Annotated in this window: 20 protein-coding genes; 9 read left to right on the top strand and 11 right to left on the bottom strand. The window is 74.6% G+C overall.

Going from position 1 to position 24,794, the window contains the following annotated elements; genetic code table 11:
* Positions 1 to 121 precede the first annotated feature (121 nt).
* Positions 122 to 1,096, bottom strand: a complete 975-nt coding sequence (locus ACIP5K_RS25875) for an NADP-dependent oxidoreductase (protein WP_401413134.1) — start codon at positions 1,094 to 1,096, stop codon at positions 122 to 124.
* 69 nt (positions 1,097 to 1,165) lie between these two features.
* Here ACIP5K_RS25875 and ACIP5K_RS25870 point away from each other — a divergent pair, with 69 nt between their 5' ends.
* Positions 1,166 to 2,194 carry a GlxA family transcriptional regulator gene (locus ACIP5K_RS25870; protein ID WP_401413133.1) on the top strand — a complete coding sequence of 343 codons (1,029 nt, stop codon included), beginning with the start codon at positions 1,166 to 1,168 and terminating at the stop codon, positions 2,192 to 2,194.
* Positions 2,195 to 2,238: 44 nt separating this feature from the next.
* Here the strand turns inward: ACIP5K_RS25870 and ACIP5K_RS25865 are convergent, their stop codons facing one another.
* The 3 genes from ACIP5K_RS25865 to ACIP5K_RS25855 all read right to left on the bottom strand — a co-directional run bounded on the left by ACIP5K_RS25865 (position 2,239) and on the right by ACIP5K_RS25855 (position 8,884).
* Positions 2,239 to 4,293 carry an NAD(+) synthase gene (locus tag ACIP5K_RS25865; protein ID WP_401413131.1) on the bottom strand — a complete coding sequence of 685 codons (2,055 nt, stop codon included), beginning with the start codon at positions 4,291 to 4,293 and terminating at the stop codon, positions 2,239 to 2,241.
* A gap of 247 nt (positions 4,294 to 4,540) precedes the next feature.
* Positions 4,541 to 7,528 (bottom strand): P-loop NTPase fold protein, encoded by a 2,988-nt coding sequence (locus ACIP5K_RS25860; RefSeq protein WP_401413129.1) that lies wholly within the window; start codon positions 7,526 to 7,528, stop codon positions 4,541 to 4,543.
* 90 nt (positions 7,529 to 7,618) lie between these two features.
* On the bottom strand, positions 7,619 to 8,884 hold the full coding sequence (locus tag ACIP5K_RS25855) for an FAD-binding protein (RefSeq protein WP_401413127.1): 1,266 nt from the start codon (positions 8,882 to 8,884) through the stop codon (positions 7,619 to 7,621).
* Positions 8,885 to 8,990: 106 nt separating this feature from the next.
* On the opposite strand from ACIP5K_RS25855, the gene ACIP5K_RS25850 reads away from it, so the two are divergent.
* Complete coding sequence (locus ACIP5K_RS25850; RefSeq protein WP_401413125.1) at positions 8,991 to 9,680, top strand: pyridoxamine 5'-phosphate oxidase family protein; 690 nt, start codon at positions 8,991 to 8,993, stop codon at positions 9,678 to 9,680.
* A 60-nt stretch (positions 9,681 to 9,740) separates the two neighbouring features.
* Entirely contained in the window at positions 9,741 to 11,063 is a 1,323-nt protein-coding gene (locus tag ACIP5K_RS25845; protein WP_401413124.1) for a radical SAM protein, read from the top strand.
* Between the two features lie 73 nt (positions 11,064 to 11,136).
* Here the strand turns inward: ACIP5K_RS25845 and ACIP5K_RS25840 are convergent, their stop codons facing one another.
* On the bottom strand, positions 11,137 to 12,117 hold the full coding sequence (locus ACIP5K_RS25840) for an asparaginase (RefSeq protein ID WP_401413122.1): 981 nt from the start codon (positions 12,115 to 12,117) through the stop codon (positions 11,137 to 11,139).
* A 139-nt stretch (positions 12,118 to 12,256) separates the two neighbouring features.
* Between ACIP5K_RS25840 and ACIP5K_RS25835 the strand changes: the two genes are divergently transcribed.
* Entirely contained in the window at positions 12,257 to 12,706 is a 450-nt protein-coding gene (locus ACIP5K_RS25835; RefSeq protein WP_401413120.1) for an Lrp/AsnC family transcriptional regulator, read from the top strand.
* A gap of 86 nt (positions 12,707 to 12,792) precedes the next feature.
* Here ACIP5K_RS25835 and ACIP5K_RS25830 read toward each other — a convergent pair whose 3' ends face one another.
* On the bottom strand, positions 12,793 to 12,972 hold the full coding sequence (locus ACIP5K_RS25830) for a hypothetical protein (RefSeq protein WP_401413118.1): 180 nt from the start codon (positions 12,970 to 12,972) through the stop codon (positions 12,793 to 12,795).
* A gap of 130 nt (positions 12,973 to 13,102) precedes the next feature.
* On the opposite strand from ACIP5K_RS25830, the gene ACIP5K_RS25825 reads away from it, so the two are divergent.
* The 4 genes from ACIP5K_RS25825 to ACIP5K_RS25810 all read left to right on the top strand — a co-directional run bounded on the left by ACIP5K_RS25825 (position 13,103) and on the right by ACIP5K_RS25810 (position 16,743).
* The gene (locus ACIP5K_RS25825; protein WP_401413116.1) at positions 13,103 to 13,246 is read left to right on the top strand and encodes a hypothetical protein; all 144 of its coding nucleotides are present in this window, start codon (positions 13,103 to 13,105) and stop codon (positions 13,244 to 13,246) included.
* Between the two features lie 279 nt (positions 13,247 to 13,525).
* Entirely contained in the window at positions 13,526 to 14,731 is a 1,206-nt protein-coding gene (rsgA, locus tag ACIP5K_RS25820) for a ribosome small subunit-dependent GTPase A (protein WP_401413114.1), read from the top strand.
* Between the two features lie 99 nt (positions 14,732 to 14,830).
* Positions 14,831 to 16,231 carry a DNA-3-methyladenine glycosylase 2 family protein gene (locus ACIP5K_RS25815; RefSeq protein WP_401413145.1) on the top strand — a complete coding sequence of 467 codons (1,401 nt, stop codon included), beginning with the start codon at positions 14,831 to 14,833 and terminating at the stop codon, positions 16,229 to 16,231.
* Positions 16,228 to 16,743 carry a methylated-DNA--[protein]-cysteine S-methyltransferase gene (locus tag ACIP5K_RS25810; protein WP_401413113.1) on the top strand — a complete coding sequence of 172 codons (516 nt, stop codon included), beginning with the start codon at positions 16,228 to 16,230 and terminating at the stop codon, positions 16,741 to 16,743. Before ACIP5K_RS25815 ends, ACIP5K_RS25810 begins: the two co-directional genes overlap by 4 nt.
* Here ACIP5K_RS25810 and ACIP5K_RS25805 read toward each other — a convergent pair.
* The 4 genes from ACIP5K_RS25805 to ACIP5K_RS25790 all read right to left on the bottom strand — a co-directional run bounded on the left by ACIP5K_RS25805 (position 16,740) and on the right by ACIP5K_RS25790 (position 19,741).
* Positions 16,740 to 17,423: a 4'-phosphopantetheinyl transferase family protein gene (locus tag ACIP5K_RS25805; protein ID WP_401413111.1), complete on the bottom strand. Its 684-nt coding sequence runs from the start codon at positions 17,421 to 17,423 to the stop codon at positions 16,740 to 16,742. The two genes, ACIP5K_RS25810 and ACIP5K_RS25805, sit on opposite strands and share 4 nt — an antisense overlap.
* A 22-nt stretch (positions 17,424 to 17,445) precedes the next feature.
* Entirely contained in the window at positions 17,446 to 18,132 is a 687-nt protein-coding gene (locus ACIP5K_RS25800; protein WP_401413109.1) for a DedA family protein, read from the bottom strand.
* Between the two features lie 97 nt (positions 18,133 to 18,229).
* On the bottom strand, positions 18,230 to 18,712 hold the full coding sequence (locus ACIP5K_RS25795; protein ID WP_401413107.1) for a DUF456 domain-containing protein: 483 nt from the start codon (positions 18,710 to 18,712) through the stop codon (positions 18,230 to 18,232).
* 48 nt (positions 18,713 to 18,760) lie between these two features.
* Entirely contained in the window at positions 18,761 to 19,741 is a 981-nt protein-coding gene (locus ACIP5K_RS25790) for a helix-turn-helix transcriptional regulator (RefSeq protein ID WP_401413106.1), read from the bottom strand.
* A 190-nt stretch (positions 19,742 to 19,931) separates the two neighbouring features.
* Between ACIP5K_RS25790 and ACIP5K_RS25785 the strand changes: the two genes are divergently transcribed.
* Positions 19,932 to 23,684 (top strand): S8 family peptidase, encoded by a 3,753-nt coding sequence (locus tag ACIP5K_RS25785; protein WP_401413105.1) that lies wholly within the window; start codon positions 19,932 to 19,934, stop codon positions 23,682 to 23,684.
* A 160-nt stretch (positions 23,685 to 23,844) separates the two neighbouring features.
* Here the strand turns inward: ACIP5K_RS25785 and ACIP5K_RS25780 are convergent, their stop codons facing one another.
* The gene (locus ACIP5K_RS25780) at positions 23,845 to 24,000 is read right to left on the bottom strand and encodes a hypothetical protein (RefSeq protein WP_401413103.1); all 156 of its coding nucleotides are present in this window, start codon (positions 23,998 to 24,000) and stop codon (positions 23,845 to 23,847) included.
* Positions 24,001 to 24,794 lie beyond the last annotated feature (794 nt).

Genomic DNA, 24,794 nt, shown 5'->3' with positions numbered 1-24,794 from the left:
TTGGGTCCGGGTGCTGGGAACTCTTTACCCGGTTGGCTTTAGTCAAACGACCCCTCGGGGGGGGGGGGGGGGGGCCCGCGGGGGGGGGGGGGGGGGGCGCGCCCCCCCCCCCCCGCGCCGCTCACGCGCGGACGGTGAGCACCAGCTTGCCGGTGACCCGGCCGGTCTCGCCCTTCTCGTGCGCCTTCGCGGCGTCGGTGAGCGCGTAGGTCTCCGAGACGTGCACCCGCAGCTCGCCCGACTCGGCCAGACCGGCGACGGCCCGCATCCCCGCCTGGTCGTGCTCGACCAGCATCGCCGTGGCCCGCACGCCCAGCTCCCGCGCCCTGGCGGGGACCTCGGCGAACCCGTTCGGCAGGATCGAGACGAGGATGCCGCCGGGGCGCAGCACCTCCAGCGAACGCAGCCGGGTCTCCTCGCCGAGCGTGTCGAGCACGACGTCGACGTCCCGGGCCTGCGCGACGAAGTCCTGGGTGCGGTAGTCGATGACCTCGTCGGCGCCGAGCGACCGGACGAAGTCGTGCTTGGGCGCCGACGCGGTGCCGATGACGTACGCGCCGCGCGCCTTCGCGATCTGCACGGCGACGTGCCCGACGCCGCCCGCGGCGGCGTGCACCAGCACGCGCTGCCCCGGCCGCACGTCCGCCAGGTCGACGAGCGCCTGCCACGCGGTCAGCGAGACCAGCGGCAGCGCACCCGCCTCGACGTGGCCGAGCCCGGCCGGCTTGGGCACGAAGGCGCGGGCCGGCCCGGTGACGTACTCGGCGTGCGCGCCGGCGCCGTACGGGTACGGCAGCATCCCCATGACCTCGTCGCCGGGCTGGTGCAGGGCCACGCCGACGCCCACCGCCTCCACGACGCCGGACACGTCCCAGCCGAGCGTGAACGGCGGCTCGCCCAGGAAGGCGCCGGTCCTGCGGTGCTTCCAGTCCGTCGGATTCACGCCCGTCGCGTGCACGGCCACCAGGATCTGGCCGACGCCGGGCTTCGGCCGGGCGACCTCGATCTCCTTCAGGACGTCCGGTTCGCCGAGGGCGTCCTGGCTGATGGCCTTCATGGTCGGCTGTGCGGGCTGCTCGCCGCTGTTCTTGGTCATGTCTCCAGCCTGCGGCAGGCCCTCCGGTCCGGCAATGGCAAGATGGTCATTAAGCGATAGGATCGTGCCATGACCCGGATCCCCGCCACCCCCGCCCCGGCCCGCACCGCCCGGCCGGTCGAGCTGCGCGCGGCCCCGCCGCACCGCGTCGTCGTGCTCGCCCTCGACGGCGTCTACCCCTTCGAGCTGGGCATCCCGAACCGGGTCTTCCCGATGGTCCCCGGGGCGTACGAGGTGGTGACCTGCGCCGCCGCGCAGGACCGCACGGTCGCGACGAACGCCGACTTCACCCTCACCGTCGCCCACGGCCCGGAGGCCCTGGAGACGGCGGACACGGTCGTCGTCCCCCCGTTCGACCTGCGCTTCCTGTCGGCCGAACTGCCGGAGCCGGTGCGCGCCGCGCTCGCCCGGATCCGGCCCGGCACCCGCGTCGTCTCGATCTGCACCGGTGCGTTCACGCTCGCCGCCGCGGGCCTGCTCGACGGGCGGCCGGCGACGACGCACTGGGCGCTCGCCGACCTGTTCCGCCGGATGTTCCCGCAGGTCGCCCTGGACCCGGACGTGCTCTTCGTCGACGACGGCGACCTCCTCACCTCGGCGGGCGCCGCATCCGGCGTCGACGTGTGCCTGCACATCGTCCGCGCCGACCACGGCAGCGCGATCGCCAACCGGGTGGCCCGGCACTGCGTGGTGCCGCCGTGGCGGGACGGCGGCCAGGCCCAGTACATCGAGCAGCCGATGCCCGACGAGGACGGCACCAGCACCGCCGACACCCGCTCCTGGGCCCTGCTGAACCTCGAACGGGCCCTGACGCTCGGCGAGTTGGCCGATCACGCGCGGATGAGCCGGCGCACGTTCGCCCGCCGCTTCCAGGAGGAGACCGGCACCAGCCCCGGCCGCTGGCTCATCCAGCAGCGGGTGCACCGGGCCCGGCAGCTGCTGGAGACCAGCGATCTGCCGGTGGACCGGATCGCGGCGGAGGTCGGCTTCGCCACCGGGACCTCCCTGCGCCAGCACCTGCACGCGGCCATCGGAGTGTCGCCCCGGGACTACCGCCGCACGTTCAGGGCGGGCGCCCCGCAGGAGTCCCGCGTCTGAGCGCGGGCGGGCCCCGCGGCGCGTCCGGGAGGCCCGCGGCGCCGTCAGCCGTCGATGCGGGCGGGGTCCCAGCGCTCCAGGTCCCGCAGCCAGGCCCGCGCCGAACTGTCCGACGGCATCCGCCAGTCACCGCGCGGCGACAGCGAACCACCGGCCGACACCTTCGGCCCGTTCGGCATCGCGGACCGCTTGAACTGGGCGAACTGGAAGAAGCGGCGGCAGAAGTACTCCAGCCAGTGCCGGATCTCCGCCAGCTCGTACGCCGTGTGGTCCGCGTCCGGGAAGCCGGGCGGCCACGCGCCCGCCGCCGTGTCCCGCCACGCGTGCCACGCCATGAACGCGATCTTCGTCGGCCGGAACCCGTACCGCAGCACGTAGAACAGCGTGAAGTCGTGCAGCGCGTAAGGACCGATCTTGTCCTCGGTCGACTGCAACTCCTCGCCCGGCACCAGCTCCGGGCTGATCTCCGTGTCCAGGATCGCGGTGAGGATCGCCCCGGCCTCGTCCCCGAACTGCCCGCTGCTGACCACCCAGCGGATCAGGTGCTGGATGAGCGTCTTCGGCACGCCGCTGTTCACGTTGTAGTGGCTCATCTGGTCGCCGACGCCGTACGTGCACCAGCCGAGCGCCAGCTCCGACAGGTCGCCGGTGCCGAGCACGATGCCGCCGCGCTGGTTGGCCAGCCGGAACAGGTAGTCGGTGCGCAGGCCCGCCTGGACGTTCTCGAAGGTGACGTCGTAGACCGGGTCGCCGCCCGCGAACGGGTGGTCCATCTCCTTCAGCATCAGCCGCGCGGTGTCCGTGATGTCCAGCTCGGCGGCGGTGACGCCGAGCGACTTCATCAGCGCGTGCGCGTTGTTCCTCGTGTGCTCGCCGGTCGCGAACCCCGGCATGGTGAAGGCGAGGATGTCGCTGCGCGGCCGCCCCGCCCGGTCCATGGCCCGCGCGGCGACGATCAGCGCGTGCGTCGAGTCGAGCCCGCCGGACACCCCGATCACGATCTTCGGACCGCCGATCGCGCCGAGCCGCTGCATCAGGCCCGCGACCTGGATGTTGTACGCCTCGTAGCAGTCCTGGGCGAGCCGCTCGGCGTCGGCCGGCACGAACGGGAACCGCTCCACGGTGCGGCGCAGCCCGAAGTCGTCGGCCGGCGCGTCCAGCCGGAAGGAGACCCGGCGGAAGTCGGCGGTGCGCGCGGCGTGCGTGCGCCGGTTGTCGTCGAAGGTGCCCTGGCGCTGGCGCTCCTGGCGCAGCAGGTCCAGGTCGATGTCGGCGGTCGCCGCCCGGTCGCCGAGCGGGAAGCGCTCCGTCTCGTCGAGCAGCGCCCCGTTCTCGTAGATCATCGTCTGCCCGTCCCAGGACAGGTCGGTGGTCGACTCGCCGAGCCCGGCCGCCGCGTAGACGTAGGCGGCGAGGTAGCGGGACGACGCCGACCGGCACAGCAGCCTGCGGTCCTCGGCGCGGCCCACGGTGATCGGGCTGCCGGACAGGTTGGCGATGACCGTCGCACCGGCCAGCGCCGCCTCCGCCGCGGGCGGCACCGGCACCCACATGTCCTCGCAGATCTCGACGTGCAGCACGAGCCCGGTCACGTCCTCGGCGGCGAACAGCAGATCCACGCCGAAGGGCACCTCGGCGCCGCCGAGCCGGATCGTCCCGCCGCGCTCGGTGTCACCCGCCGCGATCTGGCGCCGCTCGTAGAACTCCCGGTAGTTCGGCAGGTACGACTTCGGGGCGACGCCCAGGATCCGGCCCCGGTGCACGACGACCGCGCAGTTGTAGATCCGGTCCCGGTGGCGCAGCGGGGCGCCGACCACCAGCACCGGCAGCAGCTCGGCGGAGCCCGCGACGACGGCCGCCAGCGCCTGCTCCACCTCGTCGAGCACGACGTCCTGCAACAGCAGGTCCTCGATGGAGTAGCCGCAGAGCCCCAGCTCGGGGAAGACCGCGACGGCCACCCCGTCGGCGGCGCGCTCGCGGGCCTGGCGCAGGATCGCCTCGGCGTTGGCGTGCGGATCGGCGATGGCGGCGTGGCCGGTGCAGGCCGCCACCCGCGCGAATCCCTGACTGTAGATCGACCGGAAGTTCACCCGGCCCATGATGTCAAGCGGGCGCCGGCGGTGCCTGCCGGGGGCCCCGCGCCGCCCGCGTCGTGGCTGGTCGCGCCCCGCTCCCGGCGGGCACCGCCACCTCCCGGCCCGGGCCCGCGCGGGGGAGCGGCGCCGCGCGGAACGCTTCCCGCCGCGGCGCCCCGCCCCAAGTCGCCGCACGGCCGGTGCCGTTGGCCGTCCCGCGGCGCGGGCCACGGGACGCCCGGGTGGTCCCCGGCGCCGGGCGGGGACGGGGTCACGGCGCCCCGCCGGGCGCCGGGACGACGGCGCGCAGCGGCGTGCCGGCCGGCACCTGGAGGCCCCAGGCGCGCCGGACCGCGTCCAGGAGCGTCCGGGCACTGTGCGGGGACACGGCCAGCTCCTGCCGCGCCTCGGCCAGCAGGTGGGGGTCCCCGTCGGGGCCGGTCGCCGCGGCCGCGGCCCGCCGCTCCCGGAACGCCGGGGCGGTGAACACGTCGAGGAACGTCAGGGCCAGATAGGCGTAGGCCGTCGCCTCGTCGACCAGCCGGACCGCGCTCTCCGGGACGCCCGGCGTGGGGGGCAGCGGACGGAACGCGAAGTTCCGCAAAGCTTCGGTGAGCGCCTCCTGGTGGGCCGGGGTCGCGGACGCGGTGGTCCGCAGCAGCGTGGTGAGGCCGCGGAAGCGGGTGAGCACGTCACTGCTCGGCGCCGTCCACTCCTCCTTCCCGAGCAGGATCCGGAACCCGGCGAGGGTGTCGGCGAGCTCCTCGACCACCAGTCGGCGGCAGACCGTGGCCAGCTCGTGGGACTTCGTGTGCTGCTGCATCTCCACGATCCGGCGGGCGTACCGGATCAGGTCGCGCGGGATGCCGCCGGACAGGGCGTGCGCGAGGAGCACATAGGGCTCGGGAATGCCGTCGGCGCGCCGGTCGAGGATGGCCCGGGACGCCTCCAGGGTGCACGGCTGCACGTGCAGGACGTCGTCGAGGGAGCTGTCGGTGGCGTCGCGGTGCGGCAGCCCGCGCCGCACGAACGCGGCCCCGACGTCCTCGGCCACGGACAGCAGGAAGTGGACGTGCGGGATGCCCAGCACCGCCTTGATCTCGCCGAGGAACTCCAGGGCCCGGGTGTCGGTGCCGAGCCGGTCGAGCTCGTCGACCGAGATCACCACCCGCTTCCCCCTGCCGTGGGCGTCGAGCGCGATGCGGGCGAGCAGCTCGCGGAAGTCGTTGACGAGCTTGGGGAAGCGCGGCGGCACGGAGGTGACGGCCGCGGCGTGCGAGCCGCTCAAGGAGGCCACGGGAGCGACGGCGCCGGTCAGCGTCGTCGACATGGTCTGCACCGTCTGGAGCCGCAGGAGCTGGGCGCGGCAGTCCTGCACCAGGTCGGGCGCGGCCACCCGCGCGCTCACCGGGACCCGCAGGCGCAGCAGCGCCAGGCCGAGGACGGCGAGCGCCGAGCGGGGCAGGTTGTCCGGGTCGAGGAGCATCGGGCGGGTGTGCCGGTCGTGCCAGAGCAGCGCGAGCGGCAGGACGATGCCGGCGGCACCGGAGACCACGGTGATCACGATGGCCGTCCAGCCCCTCGGATCCACCCCGTCCTCCGGGTCGGCCGTCCGGCACTTGTCGTACCAGCGCGCGGCGATGAAGAGCGGGGCGAAGCTCACCACGAGGAGCAGGAACGGCCGGTTGGTCGGCCGTCCCTGCGGGTCCTTGGGGCCGCTGGCCATGAACTGCGTGCCGAACCGGCGGATGGTGTCGTCGTGCAGGAGGTCGACCAGGCACCACGTGAGGAGGACGGCTCCCGCGACGACGCACGCCGCGTTCCACAGCGAGCGCAGTCCGGGGCCGAGCCAGGCCACTCTGCTGAACAGGAAGAGCAGCGCGGCGAGCAGGAGCGCGAGGAACGTGGGGGCCGGGGTGCTGCCGGCCCAGGCGTGCGCGGACGCCGCCCCGAACAGGCCGGCCACGCCGTCGGCGGCGTGCACGAGGACACCGCCGTTCCAGTCGCGCAGCGCCCGCACCCCGGGCGCCGCGCCGAGCACCAGCAGCGCCCCGGAGAGGAGGAGCAGGCCCGCGCGGCCGGCTCCGCGGCGGCGTCCGCCGGCGGCGTTGCGCAGCATCCGGCGGAACCGGGACAGGTCGTCGTAGCGCGGCACCTCCTGGCCCCGCCAGACGAGGTACCGCTCGCAGACGGTGGTGAACAGCATGAGCAGGAAGTCGTGCGCCACGTATCCGGCGGGCGCCTGCACGAGCACCGAGAAGTCGTCCGGGCGGGCCGTGCCGCCGAGCAGGGTCGACTTGCCCGCGCCGCGCGGTCCGCTGACGGCGACGGTGCCGCCCTGCAACTGCCCGAGTTTGGCCTTCAGGCGCTTCATCGAGTCGACCGGGACGACGAGTTCGGCGGCGTGCCCCTGCCGCAGACCGGCGGGGTCCAGGGGCATCCACACCGAGTCCGGGTCCGCGCCGAGCAGCGAGGCGATCACGCTGTGCACGTCGGCGGTGAGGTCGGCGTCTCGGAACTGCCGCTGCCACAGGCGCAGTTGCAGCTCGCGGAAGAGCAGCAGCGGTGCCATGGCGAGCAGGCCGCCCGCCGCGTCGCGCAGTCTCACGAACCCGTCCCGCGATGCGGGGTGCTGCGCCGTGGCGAAGCCGAGGGTGAGCACGGCGACGGTGAGGGAGAACGGCACGATGCCGGGCAGCGGGCGCGCGAGCCGGCAGACGACGGCCAGGAGGAACGCGCCGACCAGGCCCTGGGCGAGAGGGTCGGCGATGCGCTCGCGCGTGCTGCGGTCGGTCAGCCACAGGCCGAGCGGGCCGAGCGCCAGCATGGTGATGAGGACGGCCACTCCTCCCGAGCTGCGGCCCGGGAGGGTAACGGCCATCAGGACGGCGCACAGGACGAGCCAGCGCAGCCGGCGGGTGCCCAGCCGCCACCAGCGCGACGGCGCGGGGCCGCGGGCGCGCTCCCGGCGCGCCCAGAGCCGCAGCAGGACCACCGACCGGTGCCGGCGCAGCGCGACGGCCTCCGTGCGCCGGGCCGCCGCCAGGAAGCGGCTGTGGTGGCGCAGCGCCCGCCCGATCCGGGCGGGATCGGTGGTCATGATGTGCCGGACGACCGGCCGGGTGACGCCGGGCCGCACCCCCATGCGGTCCTGCACACCGGGGGCGTCCAGCGCCTTCTCCAGCGCACCGTGGTAGACGCTCCGCTCGAACGGCGATCTCAGCCCGAGCGGAACCTCCGCCCCCTCGCTCTCCGCCATGGCGGCCCCCCTCCCGTGCCCCTGGACCTCGCCCGGGTTCCATGAGAGCGGAGATTGCCCGGCGGCGGGCGGTTCTCGCGCAACCGTGACTCAGGCCCGCGCCACGACCTGCCGCACGAAGGCGTTGGTGAACTTGCCGGCGGGGTCGAGGCGCTCGGCGAGCGCGGCGAAGTCCGCCACCCCCGGGTAGCGCGCCGCGACCCGGGCGGGCGCGACGGTGAAGACCTTCCCCCAGTGCGGGCGCGGGTCGAACTCCCGCAGGCGGTCCTCGACCAGGGACACGACGGGCAGCACGCGCCCGGTGTCCGCCACCCACGTGAAGTGGAAGGCGACCGTGTCCCGCCCGTACGCCGGGCTCAGCCACTGCGTGTCGGCGGCCACGGTCCGCACCTCGCACACCTGGAGCACCGGCGCGATCCGGTCCCGTACGCCGTCCAGCGCGGCCAGCGCCGCGAGCGCGTGCCCGCGCGGCAGCAGGTACTCCGACTGCAACTCGTCGCCGCTGCTCGGGGTGAACTCGGCCCGGAAGTGCGGCAGCCGCTCGTGCCAGGGCCCCGGCACCCCGAACTGCTCGGTGCAGTTCACCGCGGGCATGCCGGGCACCGGATGCTGCTTCTCCGTGGCGGGTTCGGCCCAGGGGAAGTCGACCGCCGGACCGGCGGCGTGCGGGTGCCGCTGCTTCAGCCAGACCTGGTCGAAGTGCGGCCCGCGCCACTTCGTGAACAGGCTCACGCTGTACGCCGCCGCCGTGACGGCCTCGAAGTCCAGCCCCTGGAAGGGCAGTTCGCGGAACACGTGCTGACTCACCGGGTAGGCGGGCTGCACGTCCAGAGTGAGCGAGAGGACGACGCCGAGCGCACCCAGCGAGACCACGGCGCCCTCGAAGCCCGCGTCGCCGCGCGCGAGGGTGACGGTCCCGCCGTCCGCGGTGACGATCTCCACGGCGCGGACCGCCTCCGCGAGCGACGCGTTGCCGTTGCCCGAGCCGTGGGTGCCTGTCGCCACCGAACCCGCCACCGAGATGTGCGGCAGGGACGCCATGTTGGGCAGCGCCAGACCGTGGGCGTGCAGCCGCGCCGCCAGCTCGGCGTAGCGGACGCCGCCACCGACCCGGACCGTGCGGGCCGCCGCGTCGACGTCGACCGTGCCGGGCAGGCCGCCCAGCGACACCAGGGCGCCGTCGCGGTCCCCGTCCACGTCGGCGACCCGGTTGAAGGAGTGGCCGCTGCCGAGGACCCGGACGTGGGGGCTGTCGGCCACGAGCCGGCGCAGGGCGTCGGCGGTCGCCGGGCGGTGCACCGCGGCTGCCGAGAAGGTGATGTTGCGGGCCCAGTTCATGGGGCGGGTGTCGGGCATGGGCCGATTGGATCACGGCCGGGCCGGGCGCCCGACAGCCGGTGGGCGCCGCCCCCGGTCCCCCTGCCCCCGGGCGGGGCGATCACCCGGGAGTACTGTCCGGCGCATGACGCACTCGCACCTGCCCCGCACGCTGACGCCCACCGACCGCACGCGCCTGCGTCGCTTCAAGGAGAACGCGAGCTTCGAGCGGGCCGACCTGGAGGCGATCCTCGACGCGGGCTTCGTCTGTCACCTGGGGGTGGTCGTCGACGGCGTCCCCATGGTCGTACCGACGGTGTACGGGCGTGACGAGCGGTACCTGTACGTGCACGGGTCGGTCGCCAGCCGCAGCCTGACCGGCGCCGGGGACGGCGCCGACGCGACGATATGCGTGACCGTCACCCACGTCGACGGCCTGGTCCTCGCCCGCTCCGTCTTCGAGCACGGCGTGAACTACCGGTGCGCGATGCTCTACGGCGTCCCGCGCGTCCTCACCGACGACACCGAGAAGACCGAGGCGCTGCGCCTGCTCACCGAGCACGCGGCGCCGGGCCAGTGGGACTACGCGCGGCGCCCCAACCGCAAGGAACTCGCCGCCACCACCGTCCTCGCCCTCTCCCTCGAAGAGGCCTCCGTCAAGATCAGCGCGGGCCCGCCGGACGACGGCGACTCGGCCGACGCCGCCCTCGGCCTGTGGGCCGGCACCCTGCCGCTCACCACGCGCTGGGGAGCACCCACCGCCGACCCCATGCTCCCCGCCTCCCGCACCGCCCCCGCGCACATCGTGGCCCGAGCGGGGACCCGGCAGGGCTGACCCGCGGGCGGGGGATACCGTGGGAAGGACTGTGGCCGTCGATCGAGCAAGGAGAACGGGATGCAGAGCCGTACGGCGCTGGTAGAGGACCTGATGGAGCGCTTCCCGCATGTGCCGAAGGAAGCGGTCTTCAAGGAGGACCTGCTGCGCGGCGGTGTGGCGTTCGACGCCTCGGCTCTCAGCGACAACGAGGACGGCGAGGTCAAGCCGAAGTCGTACTTCATCTTCTCCTTCGACCACGGCACCCTGCCCGAGCTGGGCGAGGCCGCGCTGCGCCGCCCGCCCGAGGAGATCGTCCTCACCGGCGGCCCCTACGACCTGCGCCGCACGGTCGTCTCGGTCCGGGTGAACCCGTCGTCCCCGTACCGCGTCGCGGCCGACGACGAGGGCATGCTCGGCCTGTACCTCGACGGCAGGCGCATCTCGGACGTGGGCGTGCCGCCCATGCCGGAGTACTACCGGCACAAGCTCTCCAACGGGAAGTCGGTCATGGAGGTGGCGCCCACGATCCAGTGGGGCTACCTGATCTACCTGACCGCGTTCCGCGTCTGCCAGTACTTCGGCGCCAAGGAGGAGTGCCAGTACTGCGACATCAACCACAACTGGCGCCAGCACAAGGCGGCCGGCCGCCCGTACACGGGCGTGAAGGACGTCGACGAGGTCCTGGAAGCGCTGGAGATCATCGACAAGTACGACACCGCGAAGGCGTCGACCGCGTACACGCTGACCGGCGGCGCGATCACGTCGAAGGTGCAGGGCCTGGACGAGGCGGACTTCTACGGCCGCTACGCCAAGGCCATCGAGGAGTACTTCCCCGGCCGCTGGATCGGCAAGGTCGTCGCGCAGGCGCTGCCCAAGGACGACGTCCAGCGCTTCAAGGACTACGGCGTCCAGATCTACCACCCCAACTACGAGGTGTGGGACGAGTACCTGTTCAAGATGTACTGCCCCGGCAAGGAGCGCTACGTCGGCCGTGACGAGTGGCACCGCCGCATCCTGGACTCGCGGGACGTCTTCGGCGCGCGCAACGTGATCCCGAACTTCGTCGCGGGCGTCGAGATGGCCGAGCCCTTCGGCTTCAAGACCGTCGACGAGGCCATCGCCTCCACCACGGAGGGCCTGCGCTTCTTCATGTCGAACGGCATCACGCCGCGCTTCACCACCTGGTGCCCGGAGCCGACGACGCCACTCGGCAAGGAGAACCCGAACGGCGCGCCGCTGGAGTACCACATCCGGCTGCTCGACGCCTACCGCTCGACCATGGACGAGTACGGCCTGTCGTCGCCGCCCGGATACGGCCCCGCCGGCGCCGGCCGGGCCGTGTTCTCGGTCAGCTCCTTCATGGACAGCCTCGCGCCCAACGAGGAGAGCGTGGAGTTCTAGGGCCGGGAGGCCCGGAGCCGGGAGACGCGGGGTCGGGGCGGGCGCGGGGACACCCCGCGCCCGCCCCGACCGCTCACTGCTCCGGGTCGGTCACCAGCCGCTCCAGCAGCCCGGCGTCGCCCTCGGCGAGCAGGGTGGCCAGGACCGCGATCCGGGCCTGGCCCGCGCGCAGCGTCCCGGTGAGCACGGCGCCCGCGGCGACCAGGTCCACGGCGCCGCCGCCGGTGTAGATCTCGGCGAGCGGGCCGGCCGGGACGCGCGAGGTGACGGCGACCAGGACCCCGCGCCGCACGGCGCCCGCGACGGCCTCCGCGAACGCCGGAGTGGCGTTCCCCGCCCCGGTGGCGACCAGCACGACGCCCCGGGCGCCCGCCGCGAGCGCCGCGTCGAAGAGCGCCGGGTCCGCGTCGCTGTGATGCATCACGATGTCGACGCGCGGCAGCTCCCCGTCGTCCGTCTTCGGTACGGGCAGCGGCTCGGGCCGCCGCGTGGCGCGGCGGATGTCCACCCGGCCGAAGCCGAGCCGGCCGAGCGGCTGCGGCCGCGACGGGTCGCCGAACGCGTTCGCCGCGAGCGTCTGCGTCTTCACCGTGCCGCGCGCCGCGTACACCGCGCCGTCGAACGCGATCAGCACACCCAGGTCCCGCACCGTCGCGGCGACCTGGAGCGCGTCGTACAGGTTCCCCGGGCCGTCCCCGTCGAGGGCGCCGAGCGGCTTCTGCGCGCCGGTGAACACCACCGGGCGCGGGTCGTCGTGGTGCAGGTCCACCAGGAACGCGGACTCCTCCAGGGTGTCCGTGCCGTGGGTGACGACGACGCCGTCGACGTCCGGGTCGGCCAGGGTGTCCCGCACCGCGCGCAGCAGTGTCAGCTGGCGCCCGCTGGTCATCTGCGAGCTGTTGATGTTGAAGAGGTCGACGACCTTCACCTCGACGTCGTCCGGCACGGCGGCGCTGGCCAGGACGGTGTCCCCGCCGGCGTCGGCGGCGTAGCCGGTGCCCTGCCAGCGGCTGGCGATCGTGCCGCCGGTGCTGAGGAGCGTGATGCGCTTCATGAAGAGGTGCCTCGCGAAGGGGGGAGGGGAATGGGGGGATGGGGACATGGGTCAGCATCGCAAGGATAAATCGAAAACCACGCAATATGATTGCCAGTTCTGGCCTGCATGCGGCAAAAGTGTGGTGGATGATTGCGCCATGGACGCGATCGACCTGCATATCTTGCGCGAGCTTCAGAACGACGGCCGGCTCAGCAACCAGGAACTGGCCCAGCGGGTGGGGCTGAGCCCGTCGCCCTGCCTGCGCCGGGTCCGCCAGCTCGAACAGGACGGCGTCATCCAGGGCTACCGCGCGGTGGTCGACCCGGCGGCGGTCGGCCGCGGCTTCGAGGTCCTCGTCTCCATCGAGGTCCGCCGCGACCGCGAGTCCGTCGAGGCCTTCGAGCGGGCGCTCCAGGACATCCCCGACGTCATCGAGGCCTACCGGCTGTTCGGCAGCCCCGGCTGCCTGCTGCGCATCGCGGTCGCCGACCTCGCCGCGTACGAACGCCTGTGGATCGAGCGGCTCACCACCCTCGGCGGGGTCACCGAGGTGAACTCCCAGATCATCATGAAGCGCGTCAAGGAGCCGCGGGGCCTGCCGGTCTGAGCGGGAACGCCCGAGGGGCGGTGCGGATCACCCCGCACCGCCCCTCGGACCGCTCGCGTGCCCGGCCGCCCGCCGTGGTCGGCGGATCAGCGGCGGCGCGACGAACGGCCGCGCGCCCAGCCGCCCGCACCCGCCAGATGAAGGGCCAGCGCGGTGAGGCCCAGCAGCATGATGTTGACGGAGGCGAAGACGTCGTTCGTCGCGATGTCGGCGGCGTTGATCAGGAACGCCAGGAAGAACAGCACGGCGGCGGCGATGGCGAACATGGGAACTCCAGTTCCTCGTCGGGGTGTTGACGCCCGTGTGCCCCCGATCGTGTGGTGTACGGCATCCCGGGTAATCGGTAACCACAGGAGAGCGACACACCGACGAACGACCGTTCATCTTGGAGGCGACATGCCGGGCATCCTCAGCCGGATCAAGCAGTACAGCCGCACGCCGCAGGGCCGCCGGACCATCGCGACGGCACGCCGGACCGCCTCCGACCCGCGCCGCCAGGCCCAGGCCCGCGCCTGGCTCGGACGGCTGCGCCGCCGCTGACCCGCCACGGGGGGCCGCGGAGGCGGACGACGTGAAAAACCACTGGCGCCGTCCCGGCGCGGGTGACTAACGTCTGCTCCGATCCCGCGGCGCCTTCGGGCCGCCGCACCAGGCCGTGTGATGTGGAGGTGTTGACCGATGGCTGTCGTCGCGCCGGGCGTTGCCCGCATTCGGAAGTCCGTCACGTCCATCTCCGTGGCCACCGGCTGATCCCCAGACTCTCGTTCTTCTCCGCGTCCCAGGACGCGGCGCCGGGGCCACCCCTGTGAAGGGTCCCCCTTGTCTCCGTCTCCGTTCTCCTCTCCTTCTTCTTCTCCTTCTTCGGCCTCGCCCTCTTCTCCCGCGTCTCCTGATGACGCTCCGGTCCCGCTCGCCGCGTACGGCTGGGACCCGGACTGGGAGTCCGCGTTCGCCCCGTACGGCGCGCAGGGCCTGCTGCCCGGCCGGGTCGTCCGGGTCGACCGCGGACTGTGCGACGTGGCCACGCCCGAGGGCGTCGTCCGCGCCGACACCGAGTTCGTCGTGCCCCGCGACCCGATGCGGGTCGTGTGCACGGGGGACTGGGTCGCCGTCGACCCCGACGGCCACGATCCGCGCTACGTGCGCACGCTGCTCCCGCGCCGCTCCGCCTTCGTCCGGTCCACGTCGTCGAAGCGGTCCGAGGGGCAGGTGCTGGCGACCAACGTCGACCACATCCTCATCTGCGTCTCCCTCACCGCCGAGCTGGACCTCGGCCGCATCGAGCGGTTCCTGGCCCTCGCCCACGCCAGCGCGAGCGGTGACGCCCTGCTGGCCGGCGCGGGACACGCCCCCGCACCGGCGACGCCGCCCCTCGTCGTCCTCACCAAGGCCGACGTCGTCCCGGACGCGGTCGGCCTGTCCTACCTGGTCTCCGACGTGGCGGCCGCGGCCCCCGGCGCCCAGGTCCTGGCCGTCAGCGCCCAGGACGGCGACGGGATCGACGTGCTGCGGGCCATCGTCTCGGGCGGCACGTCCGTGCTCCTCGGCCAGTCCGGCGCCGGCAAGTCCACCCTGGCCAACGCGCTGGTCGGCACCGACGTCATGGAGGTCAGGACCGTCCGCGACCAGGACGGCAAGGGCCGGCACACCACGACCACCCGGAACCTGTTCGTGCTGCCCGGCGGCGGCGTCCTCATCGACACCCCGGGACTGCGCGGGGTCGGACTCTACGACGCGGAGGAGGGCGTGGAGCAGGCGTTCGCCGAGATCGCCGAGCTGGCCGAGCGGTGCCGGTTCCACGACTGCGGGCACCAGGCCGAGCCCGGCTGCGCGGTGCTCGCCGCCCTCGACGACGGCACGCTCCCGCAGCGCCGCCTCGACAGCTACCGCAAACTGCTCCGCGAGAACCGCCGCCTCGCCGCCCGGACGGACGCCCGGCTGCGCGGAGAGATGCGCAAGGTCTGGAAGCAGCGCGGACAGCAGGGCCGTGCCGCGCTGGAGGCCAAGCGCGGGCACCTGAGGTAGGACCCGGCCGCGGCCTCGCGGGCCCACTGCCCGCGAGGCCAACGCCGTGTCCGATTCCCGCCAGCCGGAGGATGCGGGAGCGGCGACACTGGAAGCGTGATGATCGACGAGGACACGCGCTACGAGGCCGTGCGCAGCCGGGACGCCCGGTTCGACGGCGAGTTCTTCTTCGCCGTGCGGACCACGGGGATCTACTGCCGGCCCAGCTGCCCCGCGGTCACCCCCAAGCGGCAGAACGTCTGCTACTACACGACGGCCGCCGCCGCCCAGGGCTCCGGCTTCCGGGCCTGCCGCCGCTGCCGCCCGGACGCCGTGCCGGGCTCCGCGGAGTGGAACGTGCGGGCGGACGTCGTCGGCCGGGCCATGCGGCTGATCGGCGACGGCGTCGTCGACCGCGAGGGCGTCGGCGGACTCGCCGGACGGCTCGGCTACAGCGCCCGCCAGGTGCAGCGCCAGCTCACCGCCGAGGTGGGCGCCGGACCCGTCGCGCTCGCCCGCGCCCAGCGCGCGCACACCGCCCGCGTCCTGCTCCAGACGACACCGCTGCGTGTCACCGAGATCGCGTTCGCGGCCGGCTTCGCCAGCGTCCGCCAGTTCAACGACACCATGCGCGAGGTGTACGCCCGCACCCCCACCGAGCTGCGGGCCGACGCCCCCGACCGGCACCGGGCCGTCGCCTCCAGCGCGGGCATCCCGCTGCGCCTCGCCCACCGGGGCGTCTACCAGGCGCGGCCCGTCTTCGACCTGCTCGCCCGCGAACTCGTCCCCGGCGTCGAGGAGATGACCGGCGCCGCACCCGGGTCCCGGACCTTCCGGCGTACCCTGCGCCTGCCCCGCGGCACCGGCATCGTCTCCGTCGACGAGACCGGGCACGAGCAGCCCGGCGCCCGCGCCGAGCACCGCGGCGGCTGGCTCGACGCCCGGATCCACCTCACCGACCTGCGGGACCTGACCACCGCCGTCGGCCGGCTGCGCCGCCTGTTCGACCTCGACTCCGATCCGTACGCGATCGACGAACGGCTCGCCGCCGACCCCCGGCTCGCCCCGCTCGTCGCCGCCCGCCCGGGCCTGCGCTCGCCCGGCGCCGCGGACCCCGACGAACTCGCCCTGCGCATCGTCGCCGGGCCCGCCGAGTCCGCCCGGCTCGCCGAGCGCCACGGCAAGCGGCTCGACGTGCCCTGCGGCGCCCTCGACCGGCTCTTCCCCGCCCCGGACACGCTCGGCGGCGAACCCGGCACGCTCGGCGCGCTGGCCCGCGCCCTCGCCGACGGCGCCCTGCGGCTCGACGCGGGCGCCGACCGCGACGACGCCGAGGCCGCCCTGCGCGCCCTGCCCGGCATGGACGCCCGCACCGCGGCCCTGATCCGGCTGCGCGCCCTCGGCGACCCCGACGTCACGGTGCCGGGCGACCCCCCGCCCGCACCCGGCAGCGACATCGCGGCGTGGCGGCCCTGGCGGTCCTACGCACGCCAACACCTCTCCCCGGAAGGACAGCTGTGAACGCCACCCCCGTACTCACCGCCATCGACACCACCGTCCGCCACACCACGCTCGACAGCCCGCTCGGTGAACTGCTCCTCACCGCCGACGCGTCCGGCGCCCTGACGTCCCTGTCCGTCCCCGGCCAGAAGGGCGGGCGCACCGTCCAGGACGGCTGGGTGCGCGACCCGGCGCCGTTCGCCGAGGCCGTCCGGCAGCTCACCGCCTACTTCGCCGGGGACCTCAAGGAGTTCGACCTGGAGCTGAGGCCGGAGGGCACCGACTTCCGGCGCCGGGTGTGGGACGCGCTCGACGCCGTGCCCTACGGCGCCACCGCCACCTACGGCGAGATCGCGGCCCGGATCGGCGCGCCGCGCGCCGCCGTGCGGGCCGTCGGCGGCGCGATCGGCGCCAACCCGCTGCTCGTCCTGCGTCCCTGTCACCGCGTCATCGGCGCCGACGGCTCCCTCACCGGGTACGCGGGCGGCCTCGACCGCAAGGTGACCCTGCTGACCCTGGAAGGGACCCTCTAGGGGGCGAGGGCCACCGCCGCCAGATGGCCGGACGGCACGGGCACGTCCCGCACCGTCCAGCCGTCCGGCGATCCGGGCACGCCGGGCAGCGCGCCGACGTAGTCGAGGTCGGGGGCGCGGGACAGGCCGGTGCCGATGCCCTTCAGATAGGCCTCCTTGCGGACCCAGGCGCGGGCGAGGGCGTCGCGGTGCTCCACCGGGTCCGCCAGCGCGGCGAGTTCGGCCCGCTCGCGCGGGTGCAGGACCGCCGCAAGCTCCCGGGCCGCCTCGGCCGACGGCAGCTCTTCCACGTCCATGCCGACCGGGACGGGCGCCAGCGCGATCAGCGCCAGGTCACCGCTGTGGGAGAGCGAGAAGTGCAGGTCGCGCGCGTCCGCGAGGGCCGGCCGGCCGTGCGGCTCGGCGCACCGGGGGCAGGGCTCGCGCACGAACCGCACCGCGCCCGGGGCGCACCCGAGCCGCTCCCCGAGGATGCCGCGCAGCGCCAGGTGCGCGGCGACGTACCGCACCCGGTGCCGCGCGAACCGGAAACCGGCGGCGCGCCGCAGCTCGTCCGCGTCGAGCACCCCGGCCCCGTCGGCGCCGCCCCCGCCGTCCCCGCCGTCGGTGGCGTGCCCGTCCGTCCGCGCCAGCCACAGCCGGGCCCGGTCCCGGGGCGCCAGCTCCCTCACACCGTCCATGTCACCTGCACGGAGAGGAACCCTACCCGCCTTCTTCGGCCCGGTGACGGCCCGTGCGGCGACGCCCCCTGACCCGTACGACGACGTAGGCGACGACCGCGACGAGGGCCGCGGCGAGCACCACCTTCGACAGGACGCCCACGTACCGCTCGACCAGCTCCCACCGGTCGCCCAGCCAGTACCCGGCGAGCACCAGCACCGTGTTCCACACGAACGAGCCGAGCGCCGTGAGGGACAGGAAGACCGGCAGCCGCATCCGCTCCACGCCCGCCGGGACCGACACCAGGCTGCGGAAGAGCGGCACCATCCGGCCCAGCAGCACCGCCTTGGTGCCGTGCCGCTGGAACCAGGCCTCCGTCCGCTCCAGGTCGGAGACCTTCACCAGCGGCAGCCGGTCCCACAGCGCGAACATCCGCTCGCGCCCGACCGCCCGGCCGATGCCGTACAGCGCCGCCGCGCCCACCACCGAACCGAGCGTCGTCCAGAACAGCGCCGAGGCAAGGCCGATCGCGCCCCGCCCCGCCGCGAACCCGGTCAGCGGCAGGATGACCTCGCTCGGCAGCGGCGGGAACAGGTTCTCCAGCGCGATCGCGAGACCGGCGCCGGGACCGCCCATCGTCTCCACCAGCCGCGCCGCCCACCCGGCGATCCCGGAGGTCGGCTCGCCGGAGTCGCCGCCGGAGCCGGCGGCCAGGGTCACGAGATGCATAGGGGGTCTCCAGGCAGGGGGGAACGGCGGCCCGGCGCCGCCATGAAGGTAAACGCCTGGCAAAGTCAGGAGTTCCCGGCCCGCCCGCCGCGCGGGCTCAGCCCCAGACGACCGCGCCGATCCAGGCGCCCACGATCAGGAAGCACGCGAACAGCTCGGCCAGGACGCTGGAGCCGCCCGCCCGCAGGGCCGTCCGCGTCGAGGCGGCCGCGTCGCCGTGGCTGCCCAAGCGCCGCCGCTCGCAGAGGTAGATCCCGCCGACGTATCCGGGGATCGCGCCGATCACCGGAAGCACGCAGAACCCCACGAGCGCCCCGAGCCCCGCCCACACCGCGAGCCGCCAGGTGGCCCCGGCCTGCCGCAGCCGGCGCGGCGGCAGCTGCCAGCGCAGCACCTGCGCGGCGAGGAGCACGACCGTGGCACCGACCAGCACCCCCCAGGCGAGGGTGTCGGGCTCGCGCAGGGCCCAGACCGCGACCGCCGCCCACACCAGCCACGACCCGGGCACGCCCGGCACCAAGACCCCGGCAAGACCGAGCAGGAGCACCGCCCCGACCAGCAGGAGTTCCCACGTTCCCATGCGGGAAGCCTGCCATGATCATGCCCGCGCGGCACGGCCAGAAAGGCGTCAGCGCGCGACCCAGCCCCGCTCGAAGGCGTGCCAGCCCAGCTGGAGCCGCGTCGTCACCCCGGCCAGCTCCATCAGCCGCTTCACCCGCCGCTGCACCGTCCGCAGGCCCAGATCGAGCTGTTTGGCGACGCTCGCGTCGGTCAGCCCGGCGAGCAGCAGCGACAGGATCCCCAGATCGACGGCGTCGGGGCCGTCCGGGCCCTCCTCGGACACCTGCCCGTCCGTGCCGAGCCGCAGCGGCAGCGACTGCCGCCACACCGCCTCGAACAGCCCGCTCAGCGATTCCAGCAGCCCGCTCGCGTGCACCACGAGCGCCGCCGGCTCCGCGGACCGCGACGTCAGCGGCACCAGCGCGAGCGACCGGTCGGCGATCACCAGCTTCGTCGGCACCCGGTCCACGAGCCGCACCTGCTCGTCCCGGCGGATCGCCGCCGACAGCTCGATCAGCCCCCGGGGCAGCGACAGCACCTCGCGCTCGATGACGACCCGGTAGCCGACCCCGCGGCTGACGGCCTGCGGCTCCGCCACGTTGTCCGAGCCGGTCACCGCGACCGGGCTGTCGGTGACCAGGGCGCAGACCTCCTCGGTCGCCCCGAGCTGGATCTGGAGGAAGCGCTGGGTGACGGCGGCCGCCCCGGTCACCACCTCGACCAGGTCGTGCACGGCCGTCTCGGACGCCTGCGCCCGGTACTCCTCGACGAGCCGGGCGGCCGTCAGCTCCGCCTTCTCCAGCTCGTGCCGCTGCTGGGCGAGCAGGGCGCCGAGCGCGATCCCCGGCGGCGCCGCCACCCAGCGGCCCGGCCGCGCCGACGACCGGGCGGCGAGACCGTGCCGTTCGAGGCGGCGCAGGATGCGCTCGGTGTCGTACTCGGCGTGCGCGAGCCGCAGCGCGAGATCCGGCACGTCGGCGGCCCCCACCGCCACCAGCGCGCGGTACGCCGTCTCGTGCGCCTCGTCCAGACCTATCGCGCCCAGCATGCGGTGACGCCCCTCCCTCGGCTCGCGTTCGTCGCCCCCGTGGCGGGAAACAGCCACGGCACATTCCCGCCGCGCTCATCTTCCCCGCACCTGCCGCCACTCTGCCAATGTGGCGCCACCGCAGCACCAACACCCGCCGGGAATACGGGCTTTGCCCGGAATTCACCTGCGCATTCACCTGGGGAGAGCGATGCGCCCGATAGCGCGTACGGCCCTGGTGGCGGCGACCGCCGCCGTCCTGGCCGCTACGGCGGCCGTGCCGTCCGGAGCGGTGGAGGGGACCGCTCCGGACCACGCCCGTCCACTCGTCGGCAGCACCGGCACGGCCGGCACGGCCACGACCGCGACGGTGACCCTGGTGACCGGGGACCGCGTCCTGGTCACCACCGGCGCCGACGGCACCAGCTCCGCGACGGCGCTGCCCGCCGAGGACGGCACCACGCCACTGCTCCAGACCCGCCGCGCCGGGAAGAACCTCTACGCCTACCCGGACGGCGCCGCGCAGGCGCTCGCCGCGGGCCGCGTCGACGAGGAACTCTTCAACGTCACCGGCCTGATCCGGCAGGGCTACGACGACCAGCACAGCGCGACGCTCCCGCTCATCGCCACCTACGCCCCGACCGTCGACGTCGCCCGCGCCGCGCCCGCCACCCCGCGCGGCGCCACCCGCGGCCTCGTCCTCGACGCGATCGACGGCGTCGCCCTCAAGGCCGACAAGAAGAAGGCCGCCGCCTTCTGGGCCGACATCGCCACCCCCCGCTCCCGCGCGGCCGGGGACCTGAAGAAGCTCTGGCTGGACGCCAGGGCGACGTCGCTGCTCGCCGAGTCGACCCGGCAGGTGCACGCCGACCGTGCGTGGGCCGCGGGCTACGACGGCAAGGGCACCAAGGTCGCCGTCCTCGACACCGGCGTCGACACCGCGCACCCCGACCTGAAGGGCCGGGTCGCCGAGTCGAAGAACTTCACCGACTCCGCCGACGCCGACGACCACCAGGGCCACGGCACCCACACCACGTCCACCGTCGGCGGCAGCGGCGCCGCCAGCGGCGGCAAGGAGAAGGGCGTCGCCCCCGCCGCCACCCTGCTCAACGGCAAGGTCCTCGACGACAGCGGCTCCGGCGCCACGTCGTGGATCATCGCCGGCATGCAGTGGGCCGTCGACGAGGGCGCCGACGTGGTCTCGCTCAGCCTCGGCAACCCCTCCGAGCTGGACTGCTCCGACCCCATGGCGCAGGCCACCCAGGAACTCGCCCGGTCCGCGAAGAACACCCTGTTCGTCATCGCCGCGGGCAACTCGGGACCGCAGAACAACACCGTCTCCTCGCCGGGCTGCGTCCCCGAGGTGCTCACCGTCGGCGCCGTGGACGGCGACGACGCCACCGCGAGCTTCTCCAGCCGCAGCCCCGTCCGGCGCACCCACACCCTGAAGCCGGAGATCGCCGCGCCGGGCGTCGCCATCACGGCCGCCGCCGCGGGCGGCCGGGGCGTGTACGCGTACCAGGCGATGAGCGGTACGTCGATGGCCACCCCGCACGTCGCGGGCGCCGCCGCCCTCGTCCGGCAGCGCCACCCCGACTGGAGCGCCCAGCGGATCAAGCAGGCCCTCGTCTCCTCGGCCGACGCCGGCATCCCCGGCGACGTGCGCGAGACCGGCGGCGGCCGGCTCGACGCGAAGGCCGCCGTCGACCAGACGGTCCTCGGCGCCGACGCCGTCCAGGGCGGCAGCTTCGACTGGCCGCAGGACAGGAGCGACCGCACCACCGTCCAGGTCCCGTACACCAACACCACCGGGAAGCCGGTGAAGCTGGCCCTGTCCGTCGCCCGCGTCACCGGCAACGACGGCTCCACCGTCCGCTCGGCGGTCGCCGCCCTCGGCGCGCGCACCGTCACGGTCCCCGCGGGCGGCACCGCCCGGGTACCGCTGACCCTCGACCCGGCGGCCCGCCTCAAGGCCGCCCAGTACGGCGACGTCACCGGCCGGATCCTCGCCACCGGGCCGGGCGGCACGCACCTGAGCACCCCGTTCTCGATGTACGTGCAGCCCGAGACGGTCACCCTGCGGGTCAAGGTCCTCGACCGGCAGGGCCACCCCGCCGCCGGCGCCTCCTCCCTCGACGTCATCGGGACCGACGACGCCTCCGGCGAGCGGCGCGTGAACGACGGCGCCGCCGACCAGACCTACCGGCTGCGCCCCGGCGCCTACTTCCTGTCGAGCTTCGTCGCGACACCCGCCGCGGCGGGCACCCTCGTCGACTCGGCGTCCTTCCTCGCCCGCCCCCAGCTGACCCTCACCAAGGACACCACCGTCGTCCTCGACGCCCGCGACGCCCACCGGCTGAGCGTCAGGACCGACCGGGACAGCGAGGTGCGCGGCGCCTCCCTCGGCTTCGCCCGCACCTTCGGCGCCGACAACTGGCTGCACGCCGCGACCATCCAGGGCTCGCGCACGGTGCGCGCCTACTACGCCGACGTCCGGGGCCGCCCCACCGACGGCACCTTCGAGTTCGACAGCTTCTGGCGGGCCGCCGCCCCGCAGATCAGCGCGTTCGGCGTGACCGGCGGACCCGCCCTGCACCCGGTGACCGGCTCCACCAACTCCGCGAACCTGGACGGCACCGGCAGCGCCGCCGTCGTCGACGCGGGCTCCGGCACCGCCGCCGAACTGGCCGCCGCCCGGGGCCGGATGGCCCTGGTGAAGCTGCCCGAGGGCGGCTCCGTGGCGGCCGTCGCGCAGGCCGCGGCCACGGCGGGCGCGCGGGGCGTGGTGTTCTACCGCGAGGCCGCGGGCCGCTGGTACCCGACGGCGGGCTTCACCGGCGCCACCCTGCCGACGCTCGCCCTGGAGTCCGCCGAGGGCGCCGCGCTCGCCGCCCGCGTCGCCTCCGGCCCCACCACGCTGCACTGGAAGGCCACGGCCACGAGCCCGTACAGCTACACCCTGGCCTTCCCCGAGAGCGGCCAGCTCCGCGCCGACCGCACCTACCGCGTCGCCGACCGCGACCTCGCCGCCGACACCGCGACGTACCGGGCGATGGGCACCGCCGCCGACTACCTCGACTTCCCGTCGGTCTCCCGCCCGAACGGCCTGAGCGCCGGGTTCGGCGACCTCATGACGATCGCCGCGCCGTCCACCCGCACCGAGCTGTACTCCACGGGCGGCACGGGATTCGGGCACGAGGTGTCCAGCTCCTTCCCGTTCGGCGAGTTCATGAGCGACCCCGCGCGCACCTACAAGAAGGGCGAACGGCGCACCGAGGAGTGGTACGGCGGCGTGCTCGCCCCCACCACACCGCTGACCGCCACCGGTGAGCAGGCGCTCGCCGCCGAGCGGCAGGGCAACCTGATCGGCGTCGCCCCCGGCTTCTGGGGCGACGCGCAACACCAGGGCGTCCAGGGCTCGTTCGGCGACATCGGCAGTGTCCGGCTGACGCGGGACGGCGAGGAGGTCGGCCAGAGCGGCTGGCCGTACGGGGTGTTCGAGGTCCCGGCCGACGACGCCGCGTACGAACTCACCCTGGAGACCGGCAAGATCGGCTCCAAGGTCTGGAACCGCTCGACGCGGACCAGCACGACCTGGTCGTTCCGCTCGCACCTCGACGAGAGCGCCTTCTCGCAGGGCATTCCGCTGCTCTTCCCGCACGTGGCGCTGCCCGAGGACGGGCTCAAGACCGTCGCCGCGCGGGACGGCCGACGGATCACCCTGACCGCCACCGGCCACGCGGGGTACCGGCCCGGGCGCCTCACCGAGGCCGCGGTCTCGTACTCCTACGACGGAGGGGAGACCTGGACGCAGGCCAGGACCGCCCGTCACGACGGCAGTTGGACCGCGACCCTGGACCACGCCGGCGCCGCAGGCCGGCAGGTCACGCTCAAGGTGCGGCTCACCGACGCGAAGGGGGCCTCGGTCATCCAGACCGTGACCCGCGCGTACGACGTGCGCTAGTTCGAACCGTCACACGAACCGGTCCGCCGGGTGGTCTCCCCGTGGGGGGTGGGACCGCCCGGCGGATCTTTGTGCGGGGGATTTTCCCGATGCACCGTTTTCGCGCGCCCCGACCTGTGGACAATAAGGGCATGAGCCAGCAGGGGGAGAGGCCCACCGGTCACCGGTCCCGGGAGTCCCAGAAGGTGCAGGAGTCCTGGGAGGACGACTGGTGGGGACAGTTGTACGAGGACGAGGGCGCCGCCGCCGACACCGGCGCGGTCCCGGCCGCCGACACGCTGGACGACCGCTTCGCCTCGGTCGGCTCGGTGACCACCCCACCACCCCACCGAACCCCACCCGCCCCACCCACACCACCGCCCTCGACGGCCCCGACAGTCCCGACAGTCCCGACAGTCCCGACGGTCCCCAACGATCCGGGTGCTCCGGCGACGCAGGTGACCCCGGGCGTTCCTACAGCCCCGGCCGCCCCAGGCGCTTCGGCGCCCCCGGCGGTCCTAGGCGCCCCGGCGGCCCCAGGCGCTCCGGTGCCCCCGGCGGTCCCAAGTGCTGCGGCGACACCGGAGGCCCCAGATGCTCCGGCGCCCCCGGCAGCCCCAGGCGCTGCGGCGACTGCGACGGTTCCGGGGGCATCGGCTGATCCGTCGGCTGCCGCCGATCCCATGACGGCGGCGGGCCCGGCGGATCAGGCGGATCCAGGGGATGCGGCCCCGACGGCGCCCGAGGGCACAGGGACCACGGCGGCTTCGGCGAACTCACCGGCGCCTGGGGTGCCGACGGGTCCGAGGCTCCCGGCGGATCCGGCGTCCTCCGGGTCCGCGGACGCGGTGCGACCGTGGGGGCCGGGGGCTCCGGTGGAGGGCCAGGACCCTGCGGTGCCGGCGGGGCCTCCCGTCCGGACGGGCTCTGCGGGCTCGCCGGGCTCGCCGGGCTCACCGGTTTCGGCGGAGGCTGCGGATCCGCTGTCCCCAGGCGCTCCGGACCCGGCGACCCCGAGGGGCCCAGGGGCCTCGGTGGGCGCGGTGGGCTCCGCGGACCCGTCGGTCCCCGGCGCTCCGGACCCGGTGGCCCCGAGAAGCTCGGAAGCCTCGGTGGACCCCGCGGGCCCGG

The sequence above is a fragment of the Streptomyces sp. NPDC088785 genome, assembly GCF_044750685.1.
GTDB lineage: Bacteria > Actinomycetota > Actinomycetes > Streptomycetales > Streptomycetaceae > Streptomyces.
This window is presented reverse-complemented; position numbering and strand designations above follow the sequence as displayed.

What these genes read in the sequence shown, in the direction of transcription:
- ACIP5K_RS25860 (WP_401413129.1), bottom strand. Translation starts at nt 7,528, where the DNA reads ATGGCGGAGAGCGAGGGGGCGGAGGTTCCGCTCGGGCTGAGATCGCCG.
- ACIP5K_RS25830 (WP_401413118.1), bottom strand. Translation starts at nt 12,972, where the DNA reads ATGTTCGCCATCGCCGCCGCCGTGCTGTTCTTCCTGGCGTTCCTGATC.
- ACIP5K_RS25815 (WP_401413145.1), top strand. Translation starts at nt 14,831, where the DNA reads ATGATCGACGAGGACACGCGCTACGAGGCCGTGCGCAGCCGGGACGCC.
- ACIP5K_RS25795 (WP_401413107.1), bottom strand. Translation starts at nt 18,712, where the DNA reads ATGGGAACGTGGGAACTCCTGCTGGTCGGGGCGGTGCTCCTGCTCGGT.
- ACIP5K_RS25825 (WP_401413116.1), top strand. Translation starts at nt 13,103, where the DNA reads ATGCCGGGCATCCTCAGCCGGATCAAGCAGTACAGCCGCACGCCGCAG.
- ACIP5K_RS25870 (WP_401413133.1), top strand. Translation starts at nt 1,166, where the DNA reads ATGACCCGGATCCCCGCCACCCCCGCCCCGGCCCGCACCGCCCGGCCG.
- ACIP5K_RS25835 (WP_401413120.1), top strand. Translation starts at nt 12,257, where the DNA reads ATGGACGCGATCGACCTGCATATCTTGCGCGAGCTTCAGAACGACGGC.
- ACIP5K_RS25805 (WP_401413111.1), bottom strand. Translation starts at nt 17,423, where the DNA reads ATGGACGGTGTGAGGGAGCTGGCGCCCCGGGACCGGGCCCGGCTGTGG.
- ACIP5K_RS25875 (WP_401413134.1), bottom strand. Translation starts at nt 1,096, where the DNA reads ATGACCAAGAACAGCGGCGAGCAGCCCGCACAGCCGACCATGAAGGCC.
- ACIP5K_RS25800 (WP_401413109.1), bottom strand. Translation starts at nt 18,132, where the DNA reads ATGCATCTCGTGACCCTGGCCGCCGGCTCCGGCGGCGACTCCGGCGAG.
- ACIP5K_RS25855 (WP_401413127.1), bottom strand. Translation starts at nt 8,884, where the DNA reads ATGCCCGACACCCGCCCCATGAACTGGGCCCGCAACATCACCTTCTCG.
- ACIP5K_RS25850 (WP_401413125.1), top strand. Translation starts at nt 8,991, where the DNA reads ATGACGCACTCGCACCTGCCCCGCACGCTGACGCCCACCGACCGCACG.
- ACIP5K_RS25785 (WP_401413105.1), top strand. Translation starts at nt 19,932, where the DNA reads ATGCGCCCGATAGCGCGTACGGCCCTGGTGGCGGCGACCGCCGCCGTC.
- ACIP5K_RS25865 (WP_401413131.1), bottom strand. Translation starts at nt 4,293, where the DNA reads ATGGGCCGGGTGAACTTCCGGTCGATCTACAGTCAGGGATTCGCGCGG.
- ACIP5K_RS25845 (WP_401413124.1), top strand. Translation starts at nt 9,741, where the DNA reads ATGCAGAGCCGTACGGCGCTGGTAGAGGACCTGATGGAGCGCTTCCCG.
- ACIP5K_RS25790 (WP_401413106.1), bottom strand. Translation starts at nt 19,741, where the DNA reads ATGCTGGGCGCGATAGGTCTGGACGAGGCGCACGAGACGGCGTACCGC.
- ACIP5K_RS25840 (WP_401413122.1), bottom strand. Translation starts at nt 12,117, where the DNA reads ATGAAGCGCATCACGCTCCTCAGCACCGGCGGCACGATCGCCAGCCGC.